17 protein-coding genes are annotated in these 18669 nt (G+C 72.5%); 8 read left to right on the forward strand and 9 right to left on the reverse strand.

The genetic code is table 11. The annotated features are described in order from the left end of the window. The first annotated feature begins 37 nt into the window (after window positions 1–37). Together ACF08W_RS16880 and ACF08W_RS16885 are read left to right on the forward strand one after the other, a co-directional pair. Complete coding sequence (locus tag ACF08W_RS16880; RefSeq protein WP_385212264.1) at window positions 38–2338, forward strand: LuxR C-terminal-related transcriptional regulator; 2301 nt, start codon at window positions 38–40, stop codon at window positions 2336–2338. A 295-nt stretch (window positions 2339–2633) separates the two neighbouring features. Beyond that, on the forward strand, window positions 2634–3410 hold the full coding sequence (locus ACF08W_RS16885; RefSeq protein ID WP_352278736.1) for a hypothetical protein: 777 nt from the start codon (window positions 2634–2636) through the stop codon (window positions 3408–3410). Between the two features lie 208 nt (window positions 3411–3618). Here the strand turns inward: ACF08W_RS16885 and ACF08W_RS16890 are convergent, their stop codons facing one another. The 3 genes from ACF08W_RS16890 to ACF08W_RS16900 form a co-directional block, all read right to left on the reverse strand. Beyond that, window positions 3619–5208 carry an MDR family MFS transporter gene (locus tag ACF08W_RS16890; RefSeq protein WP_385212260.1) on the reverse strand — a complete coding sequence of 530 codons (1590 nt, stop codon included), beginning with the start codon at window positions 5206–5208 and terminating at the stop codon, window positions 3619–3621. 73 nt (window positions 5209–5281) lie between these two features. After that, entirely contained in the window at window positions 5282–5887 is a 606-nt protein-coding gene (locus ACF08W_RS16895) for a TetR family transcriptional regulator (protein ID WP_392279691.1), read from the reverse strand. Window positions 5888–5987: 100 nt separating this feature from the next. Then, complete coding sequence (locus tag ACF08W_RS16900; protein WP_392279692.1) at window positions 5988–6785, reverse strand: SDR family NAD(P)-dependent oxidoreductase; 798 nt, start codon at window positions 6783–6785, stop codon at window positions 5988–5990. A gap of 182 nt (window positions 6786–6967) precedes the next feature. On the opposite strand from ACF08W_RS16900, the gene ACF08W_RS16905 reads away from it, so the two are divergent. Continuing rightward, window positions 6968–7462: a MarR family winged helix-turn-helix transcriptional regulator gene (locus ACF08W_RS16905; RefSeq protein ID WP_352278729.1), complete on the forward strand. Its 495-nt coding sequence runs from the start codon at window positions 6968–6970 to the stop codon at window positions 7460–7462. Window positions 7463–7471: 9 nt separating this feature from the next. On the opposite strand, the gene ACF08W_RS16910 is transcribed toward ACF08W_RS16905, so the two are convergent. The 3 genes from ACF08W_RS16910 to ACF08W_RS16920 form a co-directional block, all read right to left on the reverse strand. After that, window positions 7472–8017 (reverse strand): GNAT family N-acetyltransferase, encoded by a 546-nt coding sequence (locus ACF08W_RS16910; protein ID WP_392279693.1) that lies wholly within the window; start codon window positions 8015–8017, stop codon window positions 7472–7474. Window positions 8018–8073: 56 nt separating this feature from the next. Beyond that, complete coding sequence (locus ACF08W_RS16915) at window positions 8074–8427, reverse strand: hypothetical protein (protein WP_385212252.1); 354 nt, start codon at window positions 8425–8427, stop codon at window positions 8074–8076. A gap of 118 nt (window positions 8428–8545) precedes the next feature. Beyond that, window positions 8546–9151, reverse strand: coding sequence for a dihydrofolate reductase family protein (locus tag ACF08W_RS16920; protein WP_385212250.1), 606 nt, complete (start codon window positions 9149–9151; stop codon window positions 8546–8548). A 159-nt stretch (window positions 9152–9310) separates the two neighbouring features. Between ACF08W_RS16920 and ACF08W_RS16925 the strand changes: the two genes are divergently transcribed. After that, window positions 9311–9913: an ArsR/SmtB family transcription factor gene (locus ACF08W_RS16925; RefSeq protein WP_385212248.1), complete on the forward strand. Its 603-nt coding sequence runs from the start codon at window positions 9311–9313 to the stop codon at window positions 9911–9913. After that, window positions 9910–11154 (forward strand): MFS transporter, encoded by a 1245-nt coding sequence (locus ACF08W_RS16930; RefSeq protein WP_392279694.1) that lies wholly within the window; start codon window positions 9910–9912, stop codon window positions 11152–11154. The genes ACF08W_RS16925 and ACF08W_RS16930 overlap by 4 nt, the downstream gene beginning before the upstream one ends. Window positions 11155–11172: 18 nt before the next feature. On the opposite strand, the gene ACF08W_RS16935 is transcribed toward ACF08W_RS16930, so the two are convergent. Then, complete coding sequence (locus ACF08W_RS16935; RefSeq protein WP_392279695.1) at window positions 11173–12225, reverse strand: protein kinase family protein; 1053 nt, start codon at window positions 12223–12225, stop codon at window positions 11173–11175. Between the two features lie 359 nt (window positions 12226–12584). Between ACF08W_RS16935 and ACF08W_RS16940 the strand changes: the two genes are divergently transcribed. Continuing rightward, window positions 12585–14243 carry a TlrC/CarA/OleB/SrmB family ABC-F type ribosomal protection protein gene (locus ACF08W_RS16940; protein WP_392279696.1) on the forward strand — a complete coding sequence of 553 codons (1659 nt, stop codon included), beginning with the start codon at window positions 12585–12587 and terminating at the stop codon, window positions 14241–14243. A 51-nt stretch (window positions 14244–14294) separates the two neighbouring features. Here the strand turns inward: ACF08W_RS16940 and ACF08W_RS16945 are convergent, their stop codons facing one another. Beyond that, on the reverse strand, window positions 14295–15224 hold the full coding sequence (locus ACF08W_RS16945) for an N-acetylmuramoyl-L-alanine amidase (RefSeq protein WP_392279697.1): 930 nt from the start codon (window positions 15222–15224) through the stop codon (window positions 14295–14297). A gap of 461 nt (window positions 15225–15685) precedes the next feature. On the opposite strand from ACF08W_RS16945, the gene ACF08W_RS16950 reads away from it, so the two are divergent. Continuing rightward, window positions 15686–16189, forward strand: a complete 504-nt coding sequence (locus ACF08W_RS16950; RefSeq protein ID WP_392279698.1) for a hypothetical protein — start codon at window positions 15686–15688, stop codon at window positions 16187–16189. Window positions 16190–16227: 38 nt separating this feature from the next. Continuing rightward, window positions 16228–17118: an alpha/beta fold hydrolase gene (locus ACF08W_RS16955; RefSeq protein WP_385212238.1), complete on the forward strand. Its 891-nt coding sequence runs from the start codon at window positions 16228–16230 to the stop codon at window positions 17116–17118. 60 nt (window positions 17119–17178) lie between these two features. Here the strand turns inward: ACF08W_RS16955 and ACF08W_RS16960 are convergent, their stop codons facing one another. Next, a complete protein-coding gene (locus ACF08W_RS16960) occupies window positions 17179–18462 on the reverse strand; it encodes a phosphatase PAP2 family protein (RefSeq protein WP_385212236.1) in 1284 nt (427 codons plus the stop codon). Window positions 18463–18669: the final 207 nt, after the last annotated feature.

The raw sequence follows: 18669 nt of genomic DNA on the forward strand, positions 1-18669 counted from the left end.
GCGAAGAGGCGAGGCACCTGAGCATCACGGGGGCCCCATGGGATTCGGCTTCGGGCAGCGGCGCAGCGGGCAGCCCCCCGCCGAGCGGACCAGTTTCGTCGGGCGGACCGAGGAGGTCGCGCTGATCCGGGAGGCGTTCCAGGAGGCGCGGCTCGTCACCCTCGTGGGGCCGGGCGGCGTCGGAAAGAGCCGCACCGCCCTGCGCGCGGCGGAGGGCCTGCGGGACCGGTTCCCGGACGGGGTGTGGCTGGTCGAGCTGTCGGCCCTGTCCGATCCGGAGCTGGTGCCGGAGACGCTGGCCACCGTGCTGGAGGTGCCGGAGCACGCCGGGATGGGATCGCTGGACGCGGTGGTCTCCCACATCAGGGGACAGCGGCTCCTCGTCGTGCTCGACACCTGCGAGCACCTGGTCGACGCCTGCGCCGTGCTCTGCGACGTCCTGCTGAGGGAGGCGGCCGAGGTGTGCGTCCTGGCCACCAGCCGGCAGCCCCTCGACGTCGTCGACGAGCGGACGATGGCGATCGCCCCGCTCGGCGTGGACGACGCCGTGGAACTGTTCACCCAGCGGGCCGCCCGGGTGCTGCCCGGCTGGGCCGTCACCGATGCCAACCGGGACCAGGTGCTCTCGCTCGTGGAGCGGCTCGACCGGATCCCGCTCGCCCTCGAACTGGCCGCCGTGCGCCTGCGGGTCGCGCCGCTGGCGGAGCTGGTGGCCCGGCTGGACCGCCGGTTCGAGGTCTTCACCGGCGGCCAGCGCGCCGCCTGCGCCCGCCACCAGACCCTGCGGACCACGATCGGCTGGTCCTACGAGCTCTGCACCCCGGCGGAGCGCCTCCTCTGGGCGCGGCTGTCCGTCTTCGCCGGCCCCTTCGAGCTGTCCGCCGCCGAGCGGGTGGGCGGCGGCGACCGGCTCCCGGCCGACGCCGTGCTGGAAGCGCTCTTCGGGCTGGTCGACAAGTCGGTGGTGCAGCGCGTCGGGGAGGACGGGGCGCGCTACCGGCTGCTGGACACGATCCGTGAGTACGGGGCCGAGCGCCTCGACGAGGACCGCACCGCGACCGACGTACGCGAACGCCACTTCGAGCACCATCGCGAGACGGCCCGCCGGATGTGGGAGGAGCTGATCACTCCCGCCCAGGCCGAACTGCACCGGGCGGTGCGCGGCCAGATCGCCGACATCCGGGCCGCGATGAAGTACGCCTTCTCGACGGAGGGCGGCGCGGCGGACGGGCTGGTCCTCGCCGTCTGGCTCGCTCCCCACTGGCGGGCCAGCGGCACGCTGTCGGAGGGGCGGTACTGGATCGACAAGGGCCTCGCCCTGGTGCCGGAGGACTGCTCGGAGCGGGCCTGGGGCCTCTTCATGACCGGTGTGTTCGCGACCTGGACCGCCGCTCTCGACGAGGCGCCGGACCTCTTCCGGTGGGCCCGGGAGTCGGCGCTGAACTGCGACGAGCAGCGCGTCGCGCTCTTCACCGAGGCGTACAACGGCGCGATGCGGGCCCTGTGCGGCGAGATCGAGGAAGGGCTCGCCGACATGGAGCAGGGCCGCCGCCAGATCGTCGCAGTGGGCGACCTGCTGGGCATCAGCATGGTCCATTACGAGGGCGCGCTGCTGCGGGCCGCGCTCGGGCACACCGACGGGGCCCTGGAGCTGTGCGCCTGGGGGCTGGCCCATCTGGAGGGCACCGGCGACCGGCAGTTCTACGGCTCCACGCTGATGGCCCAGGGGCTCATCCTCTGGCTCGCCGGACGCCACGACGAGGCCGCCGAGGTGCTGAGGGAGTCCCTGGAGGCCATCAGCGAGATCGGCGACGTGCTGGTCGCGGCGCTCTGCTGCCTGGGCCTGTCCTGGCACGCGGCCCTGGCGCAGCGCCATGTCCGGGCGGCCTGGCTGCTGGGATACGCGGAAGGGGCGCGCCGGCTCAGCGGGGATCCGGTGGCCATGCTCGCGGCCGTGCTGGAACAGCAGGAGACGACCCGGAGCGCCGTACGGGACGCGCTGGGGGACGCGGAGTACGAGCGCTGGCACGGCGTCGGGGCGCGGCTGTCGGGGACCGAGATCCTGGCGGCGGTGCGCTCGGACACCGACCGGCCGCCCTCGCCCCGGCGGACCGTGCCCCGCGCCCGGCCGGAGCCCGCGGCGGCCGATCTGCTCACCCCCCGGGAACGGGAGGTCGCCGTCCTCGTCGCGCGCGGGCTCTCCAACCGGGAGGTGGCCGAGCACCTGGTGATCTCCAAGCGGACCGCGGACACCCATGTCGAACGGATCCTCACCAAACTCGCCATCGACTCACGCACGGAGATCGCCTCGGTGCTGGAGCCCTGCCCCCGTACGTAGCCGGGCGCGCCGCCGGTACGTATGCCGACGCCGACGGGGTGGGCGCGGGGGCCGCACAGATACGTGTACCGATGCGCGATTCGGCGCGGGTCCCTGGGGCGGCCCGTGCGGCAGGCTGGGCGTGCCGCTGGGGCAGGAAGCAGCTGTGCGGCAAGGGTGGTCGTGGCCGACGCGCAGGCCCGAGTGCTCCCGCCCCAGCGGTACCAGGCGTACGGCGCCCGCTCCTTCCGCATGCGTGGAGGGCCCGGGACAGCCCTTAGGGTGGAGGGAGTACCACCCGAGAAGAGGATGCGCCATGTCCTTCGCCCCACTCGGCCGGCACAACGGCGAGCACAGCGACCACTGCAACACCGTCCTGTGCTGCCGCTGCCAGCAGCGGAGCTGGACGACGCAGCAGGGCAGCGAACGGCTGTGCGGTCCGTGCGCCGCCTGCTGCCGGGAGTGCGGCAGGGCCCCGGCCCCATACCTGGACGGGCTGCACGACGGGATCTGTTCCGACTGCCGCGGTCTCTGCGCGAACTGCCGCAAGCCCCTGCCCGACATCGGTGCCTGCGAGTGCCGGCAGTGGAAGCAGCGCCCGGGGGGCGACCCGATCGGCTTCGTCCTGCAGGGCTTCCCCGCACCGCTGCTCCAGGCCCTCGGACACCGGGTGCCGCGCACCCTCCCCGACATCCTGTACGGCGAGCTGGAGCACCGCACGGCCGCCCAGCTCCTCGACCGCGTCGAGCGCCGCTGGAGCAACCGCTGGTCCCACGCCATCCACGAACGCGACGAGGAGAACCGTCGCCGCTGGGCGCCGCAGGAGATCGCCGAGGCCCTGGTGAGCCCCGGCCGGTGCGGGAACAGGGCCTGCGAGGACGGCTACCTCCTCACCGACGGCGCGCCCTGCCCGTACTGCCAGCAGCCGGCCCACCGCTTCGTCCCGGCCACCGCCGAGACGGTCGCCACCTCGGAGCACGCACGCGCGACCGCCGCGCGGATCCGCAGGACGCTGGTCGGCAACCGCGCGGCCGCCAAGCGGCCCGGCGGCGGTACCCGGCCGGCCGTGTGGCCGGTGCCGCACGACGACTGACCCGGATCCGCGCGGGAACGACGGGCCCGGAGCCGCGCGGGTGGGACAGGGCCCGGGCCCGGCAGCCACGACGGGTCCCGGATCCGGGGGTACGGCGAAGGCCCGGCCGCCGTGTCCGGCACGGGCTCTTCCGGACGCCGTGTCGCACGTGTCCGGAAGAGCCCGCCCCGTCACGGCGGCCGGGCCCCTGCCACCGGGAGCCGGTGGCTCAGCTCGCCTCGGCCGCGGCCTTCTCCTCCGCGAGCCGCTGCATGCCGCTCTGCGTCTTGAGCGGCTTCTCCTTGATGAACAGCACCGCGATCAGGGCGAGGAAGGCGAACGGCGCGCCGACCAGGAAGACCTCGGCGGTCGCGACCCCGTACGCCTGCTCGACGATGTGCCGGGCCGGTTCGGGCAGCTTGCTCAGGTCGGGGACGGAGTGGCCGGAGCCGCCGCCGGCCGCCGCGCCGCCGAAGCCCTTCTCCAGCTCGCTCGCCACCCGGTTGCCGAGCACGGCGCCGAGGGCGCTCGTACCGATCGCGCCACCGAGGCTGCGGAAGAACGACAGGACCGAGGTCGCCGCGCCCAGCTCCGAGGCGGGCACGTCGTTCTGGGCGGCCAGCACCAGGTTCTGCATCAGCATGCCGACGCCCACGCCGAGGACGACCATGTAGACGCTGAGCAGTCCGAAGGAGGAGTCCGCGCTGATCGTGGAGAGCAGGCCCATGCCCGCGGTCATGATGATGCCGCCCGCGATGAGGAAGCCCTTCCACTTGCCCCGGGAGGAGATGATCTGACCGGCGACGGTCGTCGAGATCATCAGACCGAGGATCATCGGCAGGCTCATCAGACCGGCGATGGTCGGCGTCTTGCCCAGCGAGATCTGGAAGTACTGCGAGAGGAAGACGGTGCCGCCGAACATGGCCACACCGACGAGCATGCTCGCCACAGTCGTCAGCGTCACCGTGCGGTTGCGGAAGATGTCCAGCGGAATGATCGGTTCCTGGACCTTGGACTCGACCAGCACCGCGACGGCCAGCAGAACGACACCGGCGCCGACCAGGGCGGCGGTCTGCCACGAGGCCCAGTCGAAGCGGTTGCCCGCGAGGGTCACCCAGAGCAGCAGCGCGCTGACGCCGCTCATGATGAGCACGGCACCGAGATAGTCGATCTTCACCTCGCGGCGGACCGTGGGCAGCTTCAGCGTCAGCTGGAGCAGCACGATCGCGAGCAGAGCGAACGGCACCCCGATGAAGAAGCACCAGCGCCAGCCGAGCCAGGAGGTGTCCACGAGCACACCGCCGATCAGCGGGCCCGCGACGGTGCCGACGGCGAACACGGCACCGAAGATGCCGGAGTAGCGGCCGAGTTCACGCGGCGGGATGATCGCCGCCATCACGACCTGGGCGAGCGCCGTGAGGCCGCCCGCGCCGATGCCCTGCACCACACGGCTCACGATCAGCAGGCCGACGCTGTGCGAGAAGCCGGCCACCAGCGAGCCGACGACGAACATCGAGAGCGACAGCTGGATGAGCAGCTTCTTGTCGTAGAGGTCGGACAGCTTGCCCCAGATCGGGACGGTCGCCGTCATCGCCAGCAGCTCGGCGGTGACCACCCAGGTGTACGAGGACTGGCTGCCGTTCAGGTCGGCGATGATCCTCGGAAGGGCGTTGGAGACCACGGTCGAGGCCAGGATGGCCACGAACATACCGGCCATCAGGCCCGACATGGCCTGGAGTATCTGACGGCGTGACATGGCCGATGGCGCCGCCTCGGGCGCACCGGCTATCTGTTCTTCGGGAGTGGCGGCAGCGCTCATCGGCCGGCGTTCCTCATTCTCTGGATTCAGGTGGTTCTCGGTGGCGGAATCCCGGTGGGGCTCCGCGCATGGGTCAGTCGTTCAGGCCCGCGGCCAGTGCGGTGAACGCCTCGTGGTAGATGCTCTGGAACGTGCGGGTGCGTCCCGAGGCCACCCAGAGCTCGACGGAGGCGCGTACGGCGGCGATCGCCACATGGGCGACGAGCCGGGGGCGGAGGTCGGACTCGGGGTCCTGACCGAGCCGTTCGGCGACGACGGCGACCAGCGCCCGTTCGTCCGCGCCCTGGGCGGCCAGGAACCGGGGGAGCAGCGACGGGCTCTTCCGCACCACCGCCATCTGGAGCTCCCAGCGTTCGTGGTCCTCTTCGATGTGGGCGAGTTCCTGGGCGATGGCCTCGCGCAGGGCCTGGAGCACGGTGAAGTCGGACGGTGCGGTGAGCACGGCCCGGCGGACCCGTTCGGCGTCCTCCTGGAGGGGGCGGGTGATCGCTTCCTCCAGGCACGGGAAGTAGTTGAAGAAGGTTCGGACGGATACGCCGACCGCGTCGGTGACCGCTTCCACGGTCACCTCGTCGATGCCGCGTTCCGCGGCCATGCGCAGCGCCGTGTCCGCGAGGGCTCTGCGCGTGGCACGCTTCTTGCGTTCACGCAGCCCGAGAGACGGGTCGGCGGAGGTCATGACGTGCATGCTATGCATTTTTGCGTGGTGTGCAAAATTATTTGGGCGGTACGGGAGAACCCCGCACCGCCCGCGTGGAACCGGCTGCCCGGCACCGACCTTATCCCGGAAGCATGGCCCGTCGTCCGGGGGCGGCGGAGGACTGCATGGTCATGCCGCCGTCGACGACCAGGAGTTGGCCGGTGAGGTAGCGGGACTCGTCGGAGGCGAGGAAGACCATGGTGTGCCCGATGTCCTCGGGGGCCCCCAGGTAGGGAAGCGCGTTGCCCTTCTTCAGTGCCGCGATGACGTCCTCGGGCAGGTTGTTCTCCAGGGCGGGGGTCATCACCGCGCCGGGGGCCACCGCGTTGCAGCGGATGCCCCGCGGTCCGTACTGGACGGCGATCGACTTCGTCATGCTGACCACCGCGGCCTTCACGGCGCCGTACGAGGTCTGCAGGACGTCGCCGACGAGTGCGGCCACGGACGCGGTGTTGATGATCGACCCGCCACCGGCGCTGATCATGTGGGGGACCGCGTGCCGGGAGCCGAGAAGGGTGCTGCGCATGTTGAGGGTGACGGCCCGGTCGAACTCGTCCATGTCCATGCGGAGCAGGTCCAGGTCCTTGCGCGGGTTGGTGCCGCCGACGTGGTTGCACAGGACGTGCAGCCCGCCGAACTCGGCGACGGCCGCGGCGACCATGTCCGCGACCGAACCCTCGTCGGTGACGTCGACGGTGACCGGCAGCGCCCGGCCGCCCGCGGCCTCGACGAGGGCGGCGGTCTCCTCCGCGCTCTGCCCGTGGTGGTCGGCGACCACGACCCGGGCGCCCTCCCGGCCCATCAGCTCGGCGGCGGCCCGCCCGATGCCGCTGCCCGCGCCGGTGATGACCGCCACCTTGTCCTTGAGGCGTTCCATGGCCCTGATCCTTTCGTCGTGCCGGTGGTTCTGCCGGTGCCCGGCGGGGAATGCCGCGCCACCCGCATTGTGCACAGTACACATTGTGTGCACTGTGCACAAACATCTTGGGTGGCGGCCTCGGGAGCGGTGCGGCCATGCGCGATGATGGCGGGGAACCAATGGTGGGAGAGGGTCGAGCGATGAGTGAGCAAGAGTCCCGGCTGAGCGATCTGGAGCGGGAGCTGACCCTGCTCTCCCGGCACTTCATCGCCGCCCGGGGCCCCCGTGCGGGCCAGAGCCTGGAGCGTTCGGCGTATGTGCTGCTCACCCGGCTGGAAGTCGGCGAGCCGCTCACGCTCAAGGAGCTGGCGCTCACCTTCCAGGTCGATGTCTCCACCATCAACCGGCAGGTCAGCGCCATGCTCCGGAACGGGCTGGTGGAACGCATCCCCGACCCCGACGGCGGAGTGGCCCGCAAGTTCCGTCCCACCGCGCTCGGCCTGGAACGACTGGCGGCGGACCGCGCCGTCAGCCGCGCCGGGGCGGACCGCCTCATCGAGATCTCGGGGTGGACCCAGGAGCGGACCGAGGAGTTCGTCACCCTGCTCATCGAGTTCAACCAGAGCATCGAGCGGCTCGAAGGGCTCACCTGGTCCCGCACGGGCCGCCCGGACGGACGGCCGCCCCAGGGGTGACCGGGACGGTCAGGCGCGGCGGTCCGCCTCCGGCGGTCTCCCCGGCCGCAGGGTCTTCTCCAGAAGCGTGAACGACTTGGGCGCGCCGCCCGGCTGCGGCTTGCCCGCCTTGTGGCCGACGGCCCGGTACCCCTCGGCCAGGTAGTAGGCGGTCAGGCGCGCGTTGGTGGCCAGGCAGTCGAGGCGGACGCGCGTCCTCCCCGCCTCGGCCACTCGCCGCTCGGCGGCCCGCAGCAGCCTCCGGCCCGCTCCCGCGGGGGCGTTGTCGCGGTCGACCATCAGCCGGTGCACATATCCGGCCACCGGCGGCTGCGGCCCCCAGGCGTCCTCGTCCGCCCACCACAGTTCCCAGGCCCCGAACAGCCGGCCCCGGTCCTCGGCGACCCAGACCTCACCGCTCGTCATGACCCGGCGGAAATGGTCCTCGCCGAGCTCGCCGGGGCGCCACTGGCCGGTGATGCCCCGGTCGAGCATCCAACGGGCGGCCCCGTCGCGGAGCCGGACCAGAGCGACGGCGTCGGACGCGTCGGCGAGGCGGAGGCGTGGCTCGTTCACGCCGCGATCCTCGCACGGGCGCCCGGACCTGTACGGGGTGAGGCGGCGCCCCGCCGCTACCGGAAGGTGTGGACCACCTGGATCCCGCCGACGATGTGGGCGTTGAAGTCGTCGAGCTCGTCCGCCGGGACCCACAGTTCGAGGATGGTCCGCCCGCCGGCCTGACGTACCGGATAGCGCCGCAGGAACTCCGAATCGACCTCGAAACGCGTCACGAACCCGGCTCCGCTGTGCTTCACGTTCCAGTCCCGCGCGATCATGATCGCGTACTCCTCGTCGAGGACCGGATAGAAGAGGGGCTGCTCGGGCAGGCGGGGCGGCCAGGCACGCCAGCCCGACTCCCGGACCAGCTCCAGCTCCTCCGGGCCGGTCGGGCGCCACAGGGTCGTCGTCGCTCGCGCGCCGGTCATGAAACGGATCCTTCCGCGGGTTGGGGCCTCGGGGCGGGCCGTCCGGGTGCCGGACGATACCCGTACGGCCCGCCGCACGGCCACGGGGATTCCGCCCCGGACCACCCGGGACCTCGTGCTACGCGGTGGCTGCCGCCGCGCGGGCGTACGTGAGGAAGACCGCCCCGGACTTCAGCACGGTGTGGTCGGTGAGGTCCCAGGCGCGGGGATCGAAGGGAGCCCCGCCGGAGAAGAGCGGGATCCCGGAACCGATGGTCATCGGGCTCAGCTTCACGATCATCCCGTCGATCTCGGAGTACAGCGAAGCGGCCAGCTCGGCCCCGCCCAGCAGCCAGATGTCCTTCCCGTCCTGCCGCTTCAACTCCCGTACGACCTCCACCGGATCGTCCGCGACGATCTCCACCGCCGGGTCCGGGCTCTCGCCGATCGTCCGTGAGAACACCAGATGGCGCAGGTGCGGATAGGCGTCGGTCACCCCGACCCGCAGGCCGAGCTCGTAGGAACGCCGCCCTTCGAGGACCGTGTCGAAACGGCTGCCCGGGTCGGTGACGGACAGTGCGGCACGGGCCGGGCCGGGCAGCGTCTCCGGGTACTTCTCCACGAGGTGCCGGACGTACTCCTCGGGGATCGGCCAGAAGCCGTCCGGGCCGGTCGGGTCGGCGCCGTCCGGTCCGGCTATGTATCCGTCGAGGGTGGACGCGATGAAGTACACGAGCTTGCGCACGGGGGCCTTTCGCAGAACGAGTCGTCGAGATTCCATGATCGCCGCATGCGCGTCGCCGGACAAGAGCCAGCGGCCGGCGACGACCGGGGCGGGCATCGAGAGCGTACGCGCTTCACAACAACTCTTTCGAAAGAACTGTTGTGGGGCTATCGTCTGCGCATGACCGCCTCGGACCTCCCACCCCCGCGCGATGTCGAACTCGGCACTGCGGCCCTGCGCGTGCTCGCCCACCCCCTGCGGCTGACCGTGCTCGCCCTGCTGCGCGAGCGCGGCCCCGCCACCGCCACCCACGTCGCCGACGAACTGGGCATCAACCCCGGCGCCGCCAGCTACCACCTGCGCCGACTCGCGGCGGGCGGACTCATCGAGGAGGAACCCGACCGGGGCACCGGACGGGAACGCTGGTGGAGGTCCGTCCACCGCCAGTCGGTCCACGACCCGGCGACGGCCACCACCGAACAGCGCGACACCGGCCGCGCCTACACCCAGGCCGTGGCCGAAGTCGCCGCCGACCGCCTGCACCGGGCCGCGCGGGAAGTGCCGCTGCTCCCCGAGGACTGGCTCCGGGCCACCGCCTACGGCGACTTCCTGCTCCATCTGACCCCCGATGACACCAGCCGGATGCGGGACGAGATCTTCGAGGTGATCACCCGGTACCGCGACCGGTCGGGCGGGGTACCCGAAGGCACTTCGCCTGTCTTCGTCCAGGTGCAGGCGTTCCCGGCGCCCGGCACGGTCCTGCCGCCGGACGCCGGGGCGTGAGCCTCCCCGCTCCGGCGGCCCCGCCGCGGCCCGCGTACCGGGACGCCAACGTCCTGCGCTGGCTCACCGCGTACACGGCCTCGGTCACGGGCGACGTCGTGTACTTCCTCGCCCTGTCCTGGGCGGCCACCCGGGTCGCCGGGCCCTCGCAGGTGGGCCTGGTGGTCGCGGCGGGGGCGCTGCCGCGCGCGGTGCTCATGCTCGGCGGGGGAGTGGTCGCCGACCGCTTCGGGCCGCGCCGGGTCGCCGTCGTCAGCGACGCGGTCCGCTGCGCAGTGATCCTGGTGACCGCCGGGGCGGTCGTGGCGGCGGCACCGGGCGTATGGCTGCTGATCGCCGTCGCGCTGGTCTTCGGCGCGGTCGACGCGGTGTTCATGCCGGCGGTGGGCGCCCTCCCGCCCCGGATCACCGAGCCCGCCCAACTCGCCCGGGTCCAGGGCATGCGCGGCCTGTCGATCCGGCTCGGCAACGCCACCGGGCCGCTCCTCGCCGGGGCGTTACTGGTGTCCGGTGGCACGGCCGGCGCGTTCGCCGCCTCCGGAGCGCTGTTCGCGGTCTCGCTCGTCCTCCTGCTCACGGTGCGGACCTGCGAACCACCCGGGCCCGCCCCCCTGCCCCGTGGCTCCGCCCGGCGCGAACTGGGCGACGGGCTGCGCTACCTGCGCCGCCACCGGCTGCTCGCCCCACTCGTCGTCGTGACCGGCCTGAGCGAGATGTGCTTCAGCGGCCCGGTCGCCACCGGACTGGTGCTCCTGGCGGACGAACGCGGCTGGGGCGCGCCCGGCATGGGCTGGATCGCCGGCGCCTTCAGCGTCGGAGCCGCGGCCGCCGCACTGCTGCTCACCGCGGCGCCCCGAATACCCCGCGCCGGCCTCACCATGGCGGGCGCCCTGCTCGTCACCGCCGCGGGGGCGGTCGCCCTGGGGCACGCCGCCTCCTTGCCCGGAGCCGTCGCGTTCGGCGCCCTGATCGGCATGAGCAGCGGATTCACCACCACGGTGACCGGCGCCCTGGTCCAGACGGAGACGGATCCCCGCTACCTCGGCCGGGTCACCTCGGTCACGACGCTGTGCACGCTCGGACTGGCCCCCGCGCTCTTCCCGGCCGTCGGGATCACCGTCCACCTGTGGGGCGCGGGCGCGTTCTTCACCGGATGCGGCGCGGTCTGCCTGCTCGCCGCCGTGCTCGCCCTGTCCATTCCGGTACTCCGCCGCGCCGGACTCCGGCCGCCCGGGCGGTGACCGTACCGCCCGGCCCGCTCACCGCCCGGCCCGCTCGATCGCGGCGGCCGGGTACGGCGTCCGTCGGCTCCCGTGGACCAACCGGCGCTGGAACCCGTCCACGACGACGGCCCTCGGGGCATGCCGGTCGATGACCGAGGCGACCTCCGGCGCCACTCCCTCGGGCCGGTCGTCCGTGAGCCAGCGGCGCAGGAACTCCTCGTGCCCCAGTCCGCCGCGCAGCCCGGTGGGGAGATGGTGGCGGAGCAGATGGTTCGCCAGGTAGTCGCTGTCGTACGCGCGGTGCGCGGCCAGGAACGCGGACTCGGCGGGGGAGAGCTCGAACTCCGTGCTCAGCGCGAGGCCGAAATCCGCGAAGCGGACCGAGTGGCCGTCGGTCAGGACGTTGTCGAAATGCGCGTCGAAGTGGACGAGCCCCCGGGAGCGCATGAAGGCGGCCGTACGCATCACGGCATCCTCCGCCCAGGCGTACCGGGCCCCGTACCCGTCGCCCGGCGTTCTCTCCCGGTGATCGGCGAGCCAGGCGGCGAGCGTCTGCGGCAGATGCTCCAGGAAGACCACGACGGAGGCGGCGGACCGGCCGATGGCCTCCAGCCGGGCGCGCACGGCCGACGACCCCTCCCAGTGCGCGACCGCCCCGTCGATACCTCCGAACTCGTCGGCGAACCCGCTCGGCGGCGTGTCCGGGAGCACCCGCCAGTGGTACATCAGCGGGAAGTCCGCGCTGGCGCCGTCGAGCACCCACCCGGTGGTCAGGGCGTGCACGGCCAGCTCGCGCCAGGCGCCGAACCCGGACGAGCCCACCCCGTACTGGTAGAACGCGGGCAGCCCGAAGACGTTCGCCGTGGACCGCACGTTCTCCGGTCTCGACTCGATGTCCGTCAGCGGGATCCGCTTGACGAAGACCGGCGTGCCGTCGACCTCGAACTCGGCGGTCCTGCCCCCGACACCGGAGCCGAGCGTCGAGGCCGAAGCCACGACGTCACGGAGCCGACGGTCGCTCAGCAGCGACAACCGGGCGGCCACCGCCCCGAAGGCGGCCGGACGTACGGGGTACGGCGGACGGTCCATGAACGGCTCCTCACCGCCCGCGCCGGGCACCGGCCCCGACGTACCGGCGGCCGCGCGAACGCGATCGATCCTACGGACCGGCACCGGCACCGGCACCGGCACCGGCACCGGTCAACCGCTCGGAAAACGCCTTGCCGGCCCCCGCCCCCGCGCCTACGGTGCTGCGCATGGGTTCTCTGTGACAGTCCCCGCGCGGCCGCGTCGAGTCCGGCTCCGCCGCCGCGCGTTCTCCTCCGCGCCGCCTCTCCTTCCGTGATCCCCGCGCCCTGCCCGGCAGGGTGCGCGGGGCTGCCACGGCGTGCGCGGACGCGTCCCACCGACCACGCCCATCGGCCCGGCCGAGAACAGGGGGCTCACCCATGCCCGTCGCACAACTCGCACTCCACGACGTCACCCGCCGCTACGACGACCACATCGTGCTGGACCGGGTCTCCTTCACCATCGGCCCCGGCGAGAAGGTCGGCGTCATCGGCGAGAACGGAGCGGGAAAGTCCACGCTGCTCCGGCTGATCGCCGGGCTGGACCGGCCCGACAACGGCGAGCTGACCGTGACCGCGCCCGGCGGCTCGGCCCATCTCGCCCAGTCGCCGCGGCTGTCGCCCGAGTCCCTTGTCCAGGACGTGGTGGACACGGCCCTGGCCGATCTGCGCGACCTGGAGGCGCGGATCCGGCAGGCCGAGACCGGGCTGGAAGGGCTGTCCGGGGCCCGGCTCACCACCGCACTGGACGACTACGCCCGTCTGCTCGCCCACTACGAGGCGCGCGGCGGCCACGGAGCCGACGCCCGGGTGGACGTCGCGCTCCATGAACTCGGTCTCCCCGGGCTGGCCCGGGACAGGACGCTCGCCACCCTCTCCGGCGGCGAGAGGTCCCGGCTGGCGCTGGCCACCACGCTCGCGTCCCGGCCGGAGCTGCTGCTGCTGGACGAACCGACCAACGACCTGGACGAACGGGCGCTGGGCCGCCTGGAGGACCGTCTGCGGGCCCACCGGGGCACCGTCGTCGCGGTCACCCACGACCGGGTGTTCCTGGAACGGGTCGCCACCACGATCCTGGAAGTCGACGAAGGGAAGGTGACGCGCTACGGCGACGGTTACGACGGCTACCGCGCCGGCAAGGCCGCCGAACGGCGCCGCCGCCTGCAGGAGTACGCCGACTGGCGCGCGGAGCTGGACCGCAATCGGAAACTGGCGGCCTCGAACGCGGGACGGCTGGCGGCGGTCCCGCGCAAGCTGCCCCTCGCGGTCTTCGGCCACGGCGGATTCCGGTCCCGGGGCCGCGGCCACGGGGCCATGGTCCGCATCCGCAACGCGAAGGAACGCGTCGAGCGGCTGACCGGGCGGCCCGTCACTCCACCGCCCGAACCACTGGTGTTCACCGGCCGGTTGACCGCCGCCGCCGCCGACGACCGGACGGAACAGCCCGTGGCCGAGCTCGACGGCATCCGGGTCGGGAACCGGCTGCACCTGCCGTCGCTCCGGATCGGCGGCAGCGACCGTCTGCTGGTCACCGGCCCCAACGGCGCGGGCAAGACCACGCTGATGCGGGTCCTGGCGGGCGAGACGACACCCGACGAGGGGACGGTGCGGACACGCGGCCGGGTCGGTCATCTGAGACAGGAAGGGACGAGATGGCCACCGGGGCTGACGGTGCCCCAGGCGTTCGCCCGGGGACGCGGGGGCGACCTGGACGAGCAGACCGAACGGCTGCTTGCACTCGGCCTGTTCGCCCCGGCCGATCTGCGGCGGAGGGTGGGCGAGCTGTCGTACGGGCAGCGCCGTCGGCTCGAACTGGCCCGGTTGGTCGGCGATCCGGCCGATCTGCTCCTCCTGGACGAGCCGACCAACCACCTCTCCCCTGCCCTGGTCGAGGAGTTGGAAGGAGCCCTGGCCGAGTTCCCGGGCGCCGTCGTCGTCGTCACCCACGACCGCCGGATGCGCGGCCGGTTCTCCGGCGGGCACCTCGAGCTGAACGCCGGCCGTGCCGTCCCGCCGACCGGTGAGAAGGGCACGGACTGAGCGAGGGCCGGCCCCCACGCCCCACCGGGGCACGGAGGCCGGCCCGCGGCCTCAGTCGGATTCGGCGACGGCCCGGTCGATCGCGGCCTGGACCGCGGCGACCACGGTCTTCGAGTCGGCGCCGGTGCCGAGCTGACCGGCGAGGGCGGTGATCGCGGCCGTCTGGGCGGCCAGCCGCTTGTCCATGGACCGGATGCGGGCCTGCATGTCCTTCAGGATGGACTGCGGCTGCCACGTCGGGTTCGTCGCGTGGTCCGCCGCGTCCGCCGGCCCGCCGATCGCGTCGGTCTTCCAGACGGCGTCGAAGATGTCGCGCTTGGTGATTCCGGCCATGGGGTCCTCCTCGGGGTCGGAGCCGTTCCAGCTCGCGGGGTGCTTGAGCCGCTCCGCCACGTCGGCGCGGAGCTTGGCCATGGTGAAACCGCGGGGGTCGACCTTGTCGTTCGACCACTCCAGGTGTCCGATCACGGATTTGGCGGACCATTTGTGCGCCCGGCACAGGGCGGCCTGGACACGGACGATCGCGTCGTACTGGACGGCGGGCCAGGGGTCCTTGCCGTTGCCGAGGTTCTCGCATTCCCAGCCGTAGAACCGGGCGTTGCCGTCGACCCCGTTCGCGTTGCCCTTGGTGGGCGGGGTGGGACGGGTGCCGTACGACTCCGCTATCACCTGGTTCAGGACCTTGGGGTCGCCGCCGCCGGCATGGTTGGCGCGGCCCCAGCCGACCAGGTGCACCTGGCCGTTCTTCGCGATCATCCCGTGGCACAGCGGACCGGGCAGGTCCGGGTAGCCGTCGCGCACGATCCGGACCGTGTTCGCGGTGCCCTTGGTCACCGTGTGATGGACGACCGACCCGTTGACCGGCCCCCAGGGGCCCTTCGCATTCCGGTTGTGGGTACGCCAGTTCCCGACCTCGACCACGCGCACGCCCTCGGCGCGCAGCGCCTTGAGGACGGCAGCGGCGGACAGAGGAGTTGCCATTCGTCTTCCTTTCAGCCCGAGGTGTACGAGCGGTGCCGTCGATCGACTCGACCGTCTCCACCCGGAGGAACGCGCCACGCCGGTCGCCCCTGCTCGCAGAGTCGAACCGGCACGTGGCGACGTGTGGTTCATACGAGTTCCATACCCCCGCGTCCGCCGCAGGACTCGACCGGGAGGCCCGCAGTATGGACGGCCGTCGCCATCCACCCACCGGACACGGCCGGTTCACCGGTCCCGGACACGCGAACACCGACCGGATCCGGCGGACGTACGCTACCCAGCGCCCTGCCCGAGCGGGAGGGAAACCGCTTCCCCACCACGGGTACGAGTGGCGGAGCCCGGGGGCTCCGCGGGAAAACCGGAGGTGGCGGGCGCGCGGCCCGGACTATCGTGTACCGCTGCTGTCCGCACCCGGGCGGGCCCGACGGAGAGGCGGCGGAGTGCCGGACACGTACAGAATCATGCTGGACGCCGAACTGGCCAAGGCGTTCGATGTGTGGTCCGGGTACCTGGGCGCGGAGACGGGGGAGGACCCCGTCGTCCGCGAACGGCTGCGCTCCGCGCTGGCGTCGGCCCGTGCGGCGGCGGCGGACGGCGACCGCGAGTTCGCCCGGACCAGGGTGGCGGACATGTACGAGGAGGCCGAGGAGGCCCGCCTCCGCTGGGCGCCCACCGCACCGAGGCCCCGCGAGGCGGACGGGCAGGCGCGTGACTACGCCAAGGACCGGCTGCGCGGGACCATGTCCGTGCACCGGCGCGAACGTCTCGACACCCTCGCGATTCTCCTGAGAGTCGGCGCCCGCCGCCTCCTGGCCCTCCCCGGCCTCGACGGCGCCGTCCGCGAGGACATCGGCTACATCACCGCCCGCGCCTCGATGGCCCTCGACCTGGACCACCCGGTGGCGGCGGAGCGCGAGCTGGAACGCCTGAGGGCCCTCGAACGGCGCTGCGGCCTGCGGGACTGAGCGTCGCACGGAACCGGAAGAGCTGGGAGAATCCCCGTATGCCCCTCGCTGAAACACCGTCCGGGATCTCCCTCGCCCACGAGACCTTCGGTGATCCGTCCGATCCGCCGGTCCTGCTCGTGGCGGGGCTCGGCGCACAGATGATCACCTGGCACGAGGACTTCTGCCGCGCGCTCGCGGAGCGCGGGCGCCGGGTGATCCGTTACGACAACCGGGACTGCGGACTGTCCACCCGGTTCGACGACCGCCCCGTCGACATGGCCCGGTTCGTCCGGACGGTGAGCGCCGGGGACATCCCGGCGGCCCTCGCGATGGCGCCCTACTCCGCCCAGGACATGGCCGACGACGGCTTCGGCCTGCTCACCGCCCTCGGCATCGAGCGGGCCCATGTGGTCGGCTCGTCGATGGGCGGGCTGCTCGCCCAGCTGATGGCCGTCGCCGCGCCGGAGCGCGTCCTGACCCTGACGTCGATGATGTCCACGACGGGCGAACCCGAGTACGGCCGCTCCAGCCCCGAGGCCCAGGCGGCGCTCCTTGCCCCGAAGCCCTCGGACCGCGAGGGGTACGTGGCGGCGGCCGAGCGGGACCTGCTGTGGGCCTCCAAGCGCTACGCCGACCCGGCGGCCCTGCGCGACCTGGCCGCCCGGAGCTACGACCGTGGCCACCACCCGGCCGGAACGGCCCGGCAGCTCGCCGCCATGACGCTCAGCGGCCCGCGCACCGACGCGCTGCGCGCACTGAGGGTGCCGACGCTGGTGATCCACGGCCTGGACGACACCCTGGTCCACCCCAGCGGCGGGGAGCGTACGGCCGAACTGGTGCCGGGAGCGGAGCTCCTGCTCCTCGCCGACATGGGGCACGACCGGCCGCGCCCGCTCTGGCCCCGGATCATCGACGCCCTGGAAGCGCACACCCGCCCGCGCGACTGAACGCGGACGGCGCCCCTTCCGCTCGCGGTGAGCGGAAGGAGCGCCGCCGGGGGAAGCGTCTCAGGCGAGTTCGGGCTGCGGCTGTGCCGACCGGACCGGTACGACCTTCGGATCCCACCGCCCGGTGGTCCGCACGTAGCAGTAGATGACCGAGACCATCGCGAGGACGAGCAGCGGCCCGAACAACCAGGGGGTGCCCGCCATCACCGTGGGCAGGTAGCGGTACGCCACCAGCAGCGCGGCGAAGACCGCCGTGCCGTAGCCGACGAGCAGGGTCCCCGACCGGTCCCAGCCGCGTTCGAGCGAGCGGAGCCCCGCCTCGATGGTGAGCGTGAACACGACTCCGGCGATGATGTCGGCACCGTAGTGGTAGCCGAAGCCCAGCGTGGCGCCGAGCGTGGCGATCAGCCAGAACGTCCCCGCGTACCGCAGGAACCGGGGGCCCCTGCGGGAGTGGATGAAGATCGCGGTGGCCCATGCGGTGTGCAGGCTGGGCATGCAGTTGCGCGGGGTGATCCCGTCGAACGGCATGTGCTGGGGGGCGTCGAGCGGCGGCGGGGTGTTCGGCCAGAGGTCGGCCAGCGCCCAGTGCCCGCCGTCCGCGCCGTAGGCGAAGATCGGTCCGACCACCGGGAAGATCATGTAGATGCCGGGCCCGAGCAGCCCTATGACCAGGAAGGTGCGGACCAGGTGGTGGCTCGGGAAGCGGCGCTCGACCGCCACGCGCCGCAACTGGTACGCGGCGACCGCGACCGCCGCCACCGGGAGCTGGGTGTAGACGGCGTCGAGGAAGTGGGCGCCGACCGGTCCCGTGGCCGTGACGAGCCGGCCCACCAGCCACGACGGATTGCCCAGCGCGTGATCCGCGACGGCGACGTACTGGTCGAGCACCTCGTAGCGGGTCTTCGACGTGATGAGCAGCCAGGTGTCGCCGGTCTTCCGGCCCGCCACCAGCAGCAGCCCCAGCCCGACGCCCTTCAGCAGCAGCGTCCGCTCCGCGCCCGTGCGCCGGGTGAAGGCGATGACCACACAGCCGATGATCACCCACAGCGCGCCGTTGCCGAAGGGGTGGCCCCCGTTCAGACCGATGCCGGCCGCCCACCGGACCAGGAGGAAGACAATGTCGATGCCGACGGCGGCGCAGAGGGCGATGAGCCGCTGCCGCCAGGTGAGGACCAGCATCGTCAGCGCCATGCTGGCGTACAGCAGGAAGCCCGACTTGGGGGCGACCACCACCTCCTGCGCCTGCGTGACGATCGGCCCCGGCAGACCGTAGTGCCGCGCGGCGATCTCCAGCGCGACGAGGAAACCTAGGGTCACCACGGCCGCCGCCGTCCACAGCATCGCCCGGGGCCGACGCCATGCGGTGATCAGAGCTCTGAAGTTACTACGCGAAAAAAACCGCGATGCTATAGATATCAAGTGTTTGGCCGATTTGTTCGGTTCTGGCTGGACAGGGCACTTTTCAATCCGTTTGGCATGGTTTTCCAGGGAAGGGCAGGCGTCTGGGGCGCTCGTCATGAGCCCGAACATGCTATCGGAGCGCGTCTA

Origin of the sequence: Streptomyces sp. NPDC015144 (assembly GCF_043079735.1) — a bacterium.
Classification (GTDB): domain Bacteria; phylum Actinomycetota; class Actinomycetes; order Streptomycetales; family Streptomycetaceae; genus Streptomyces.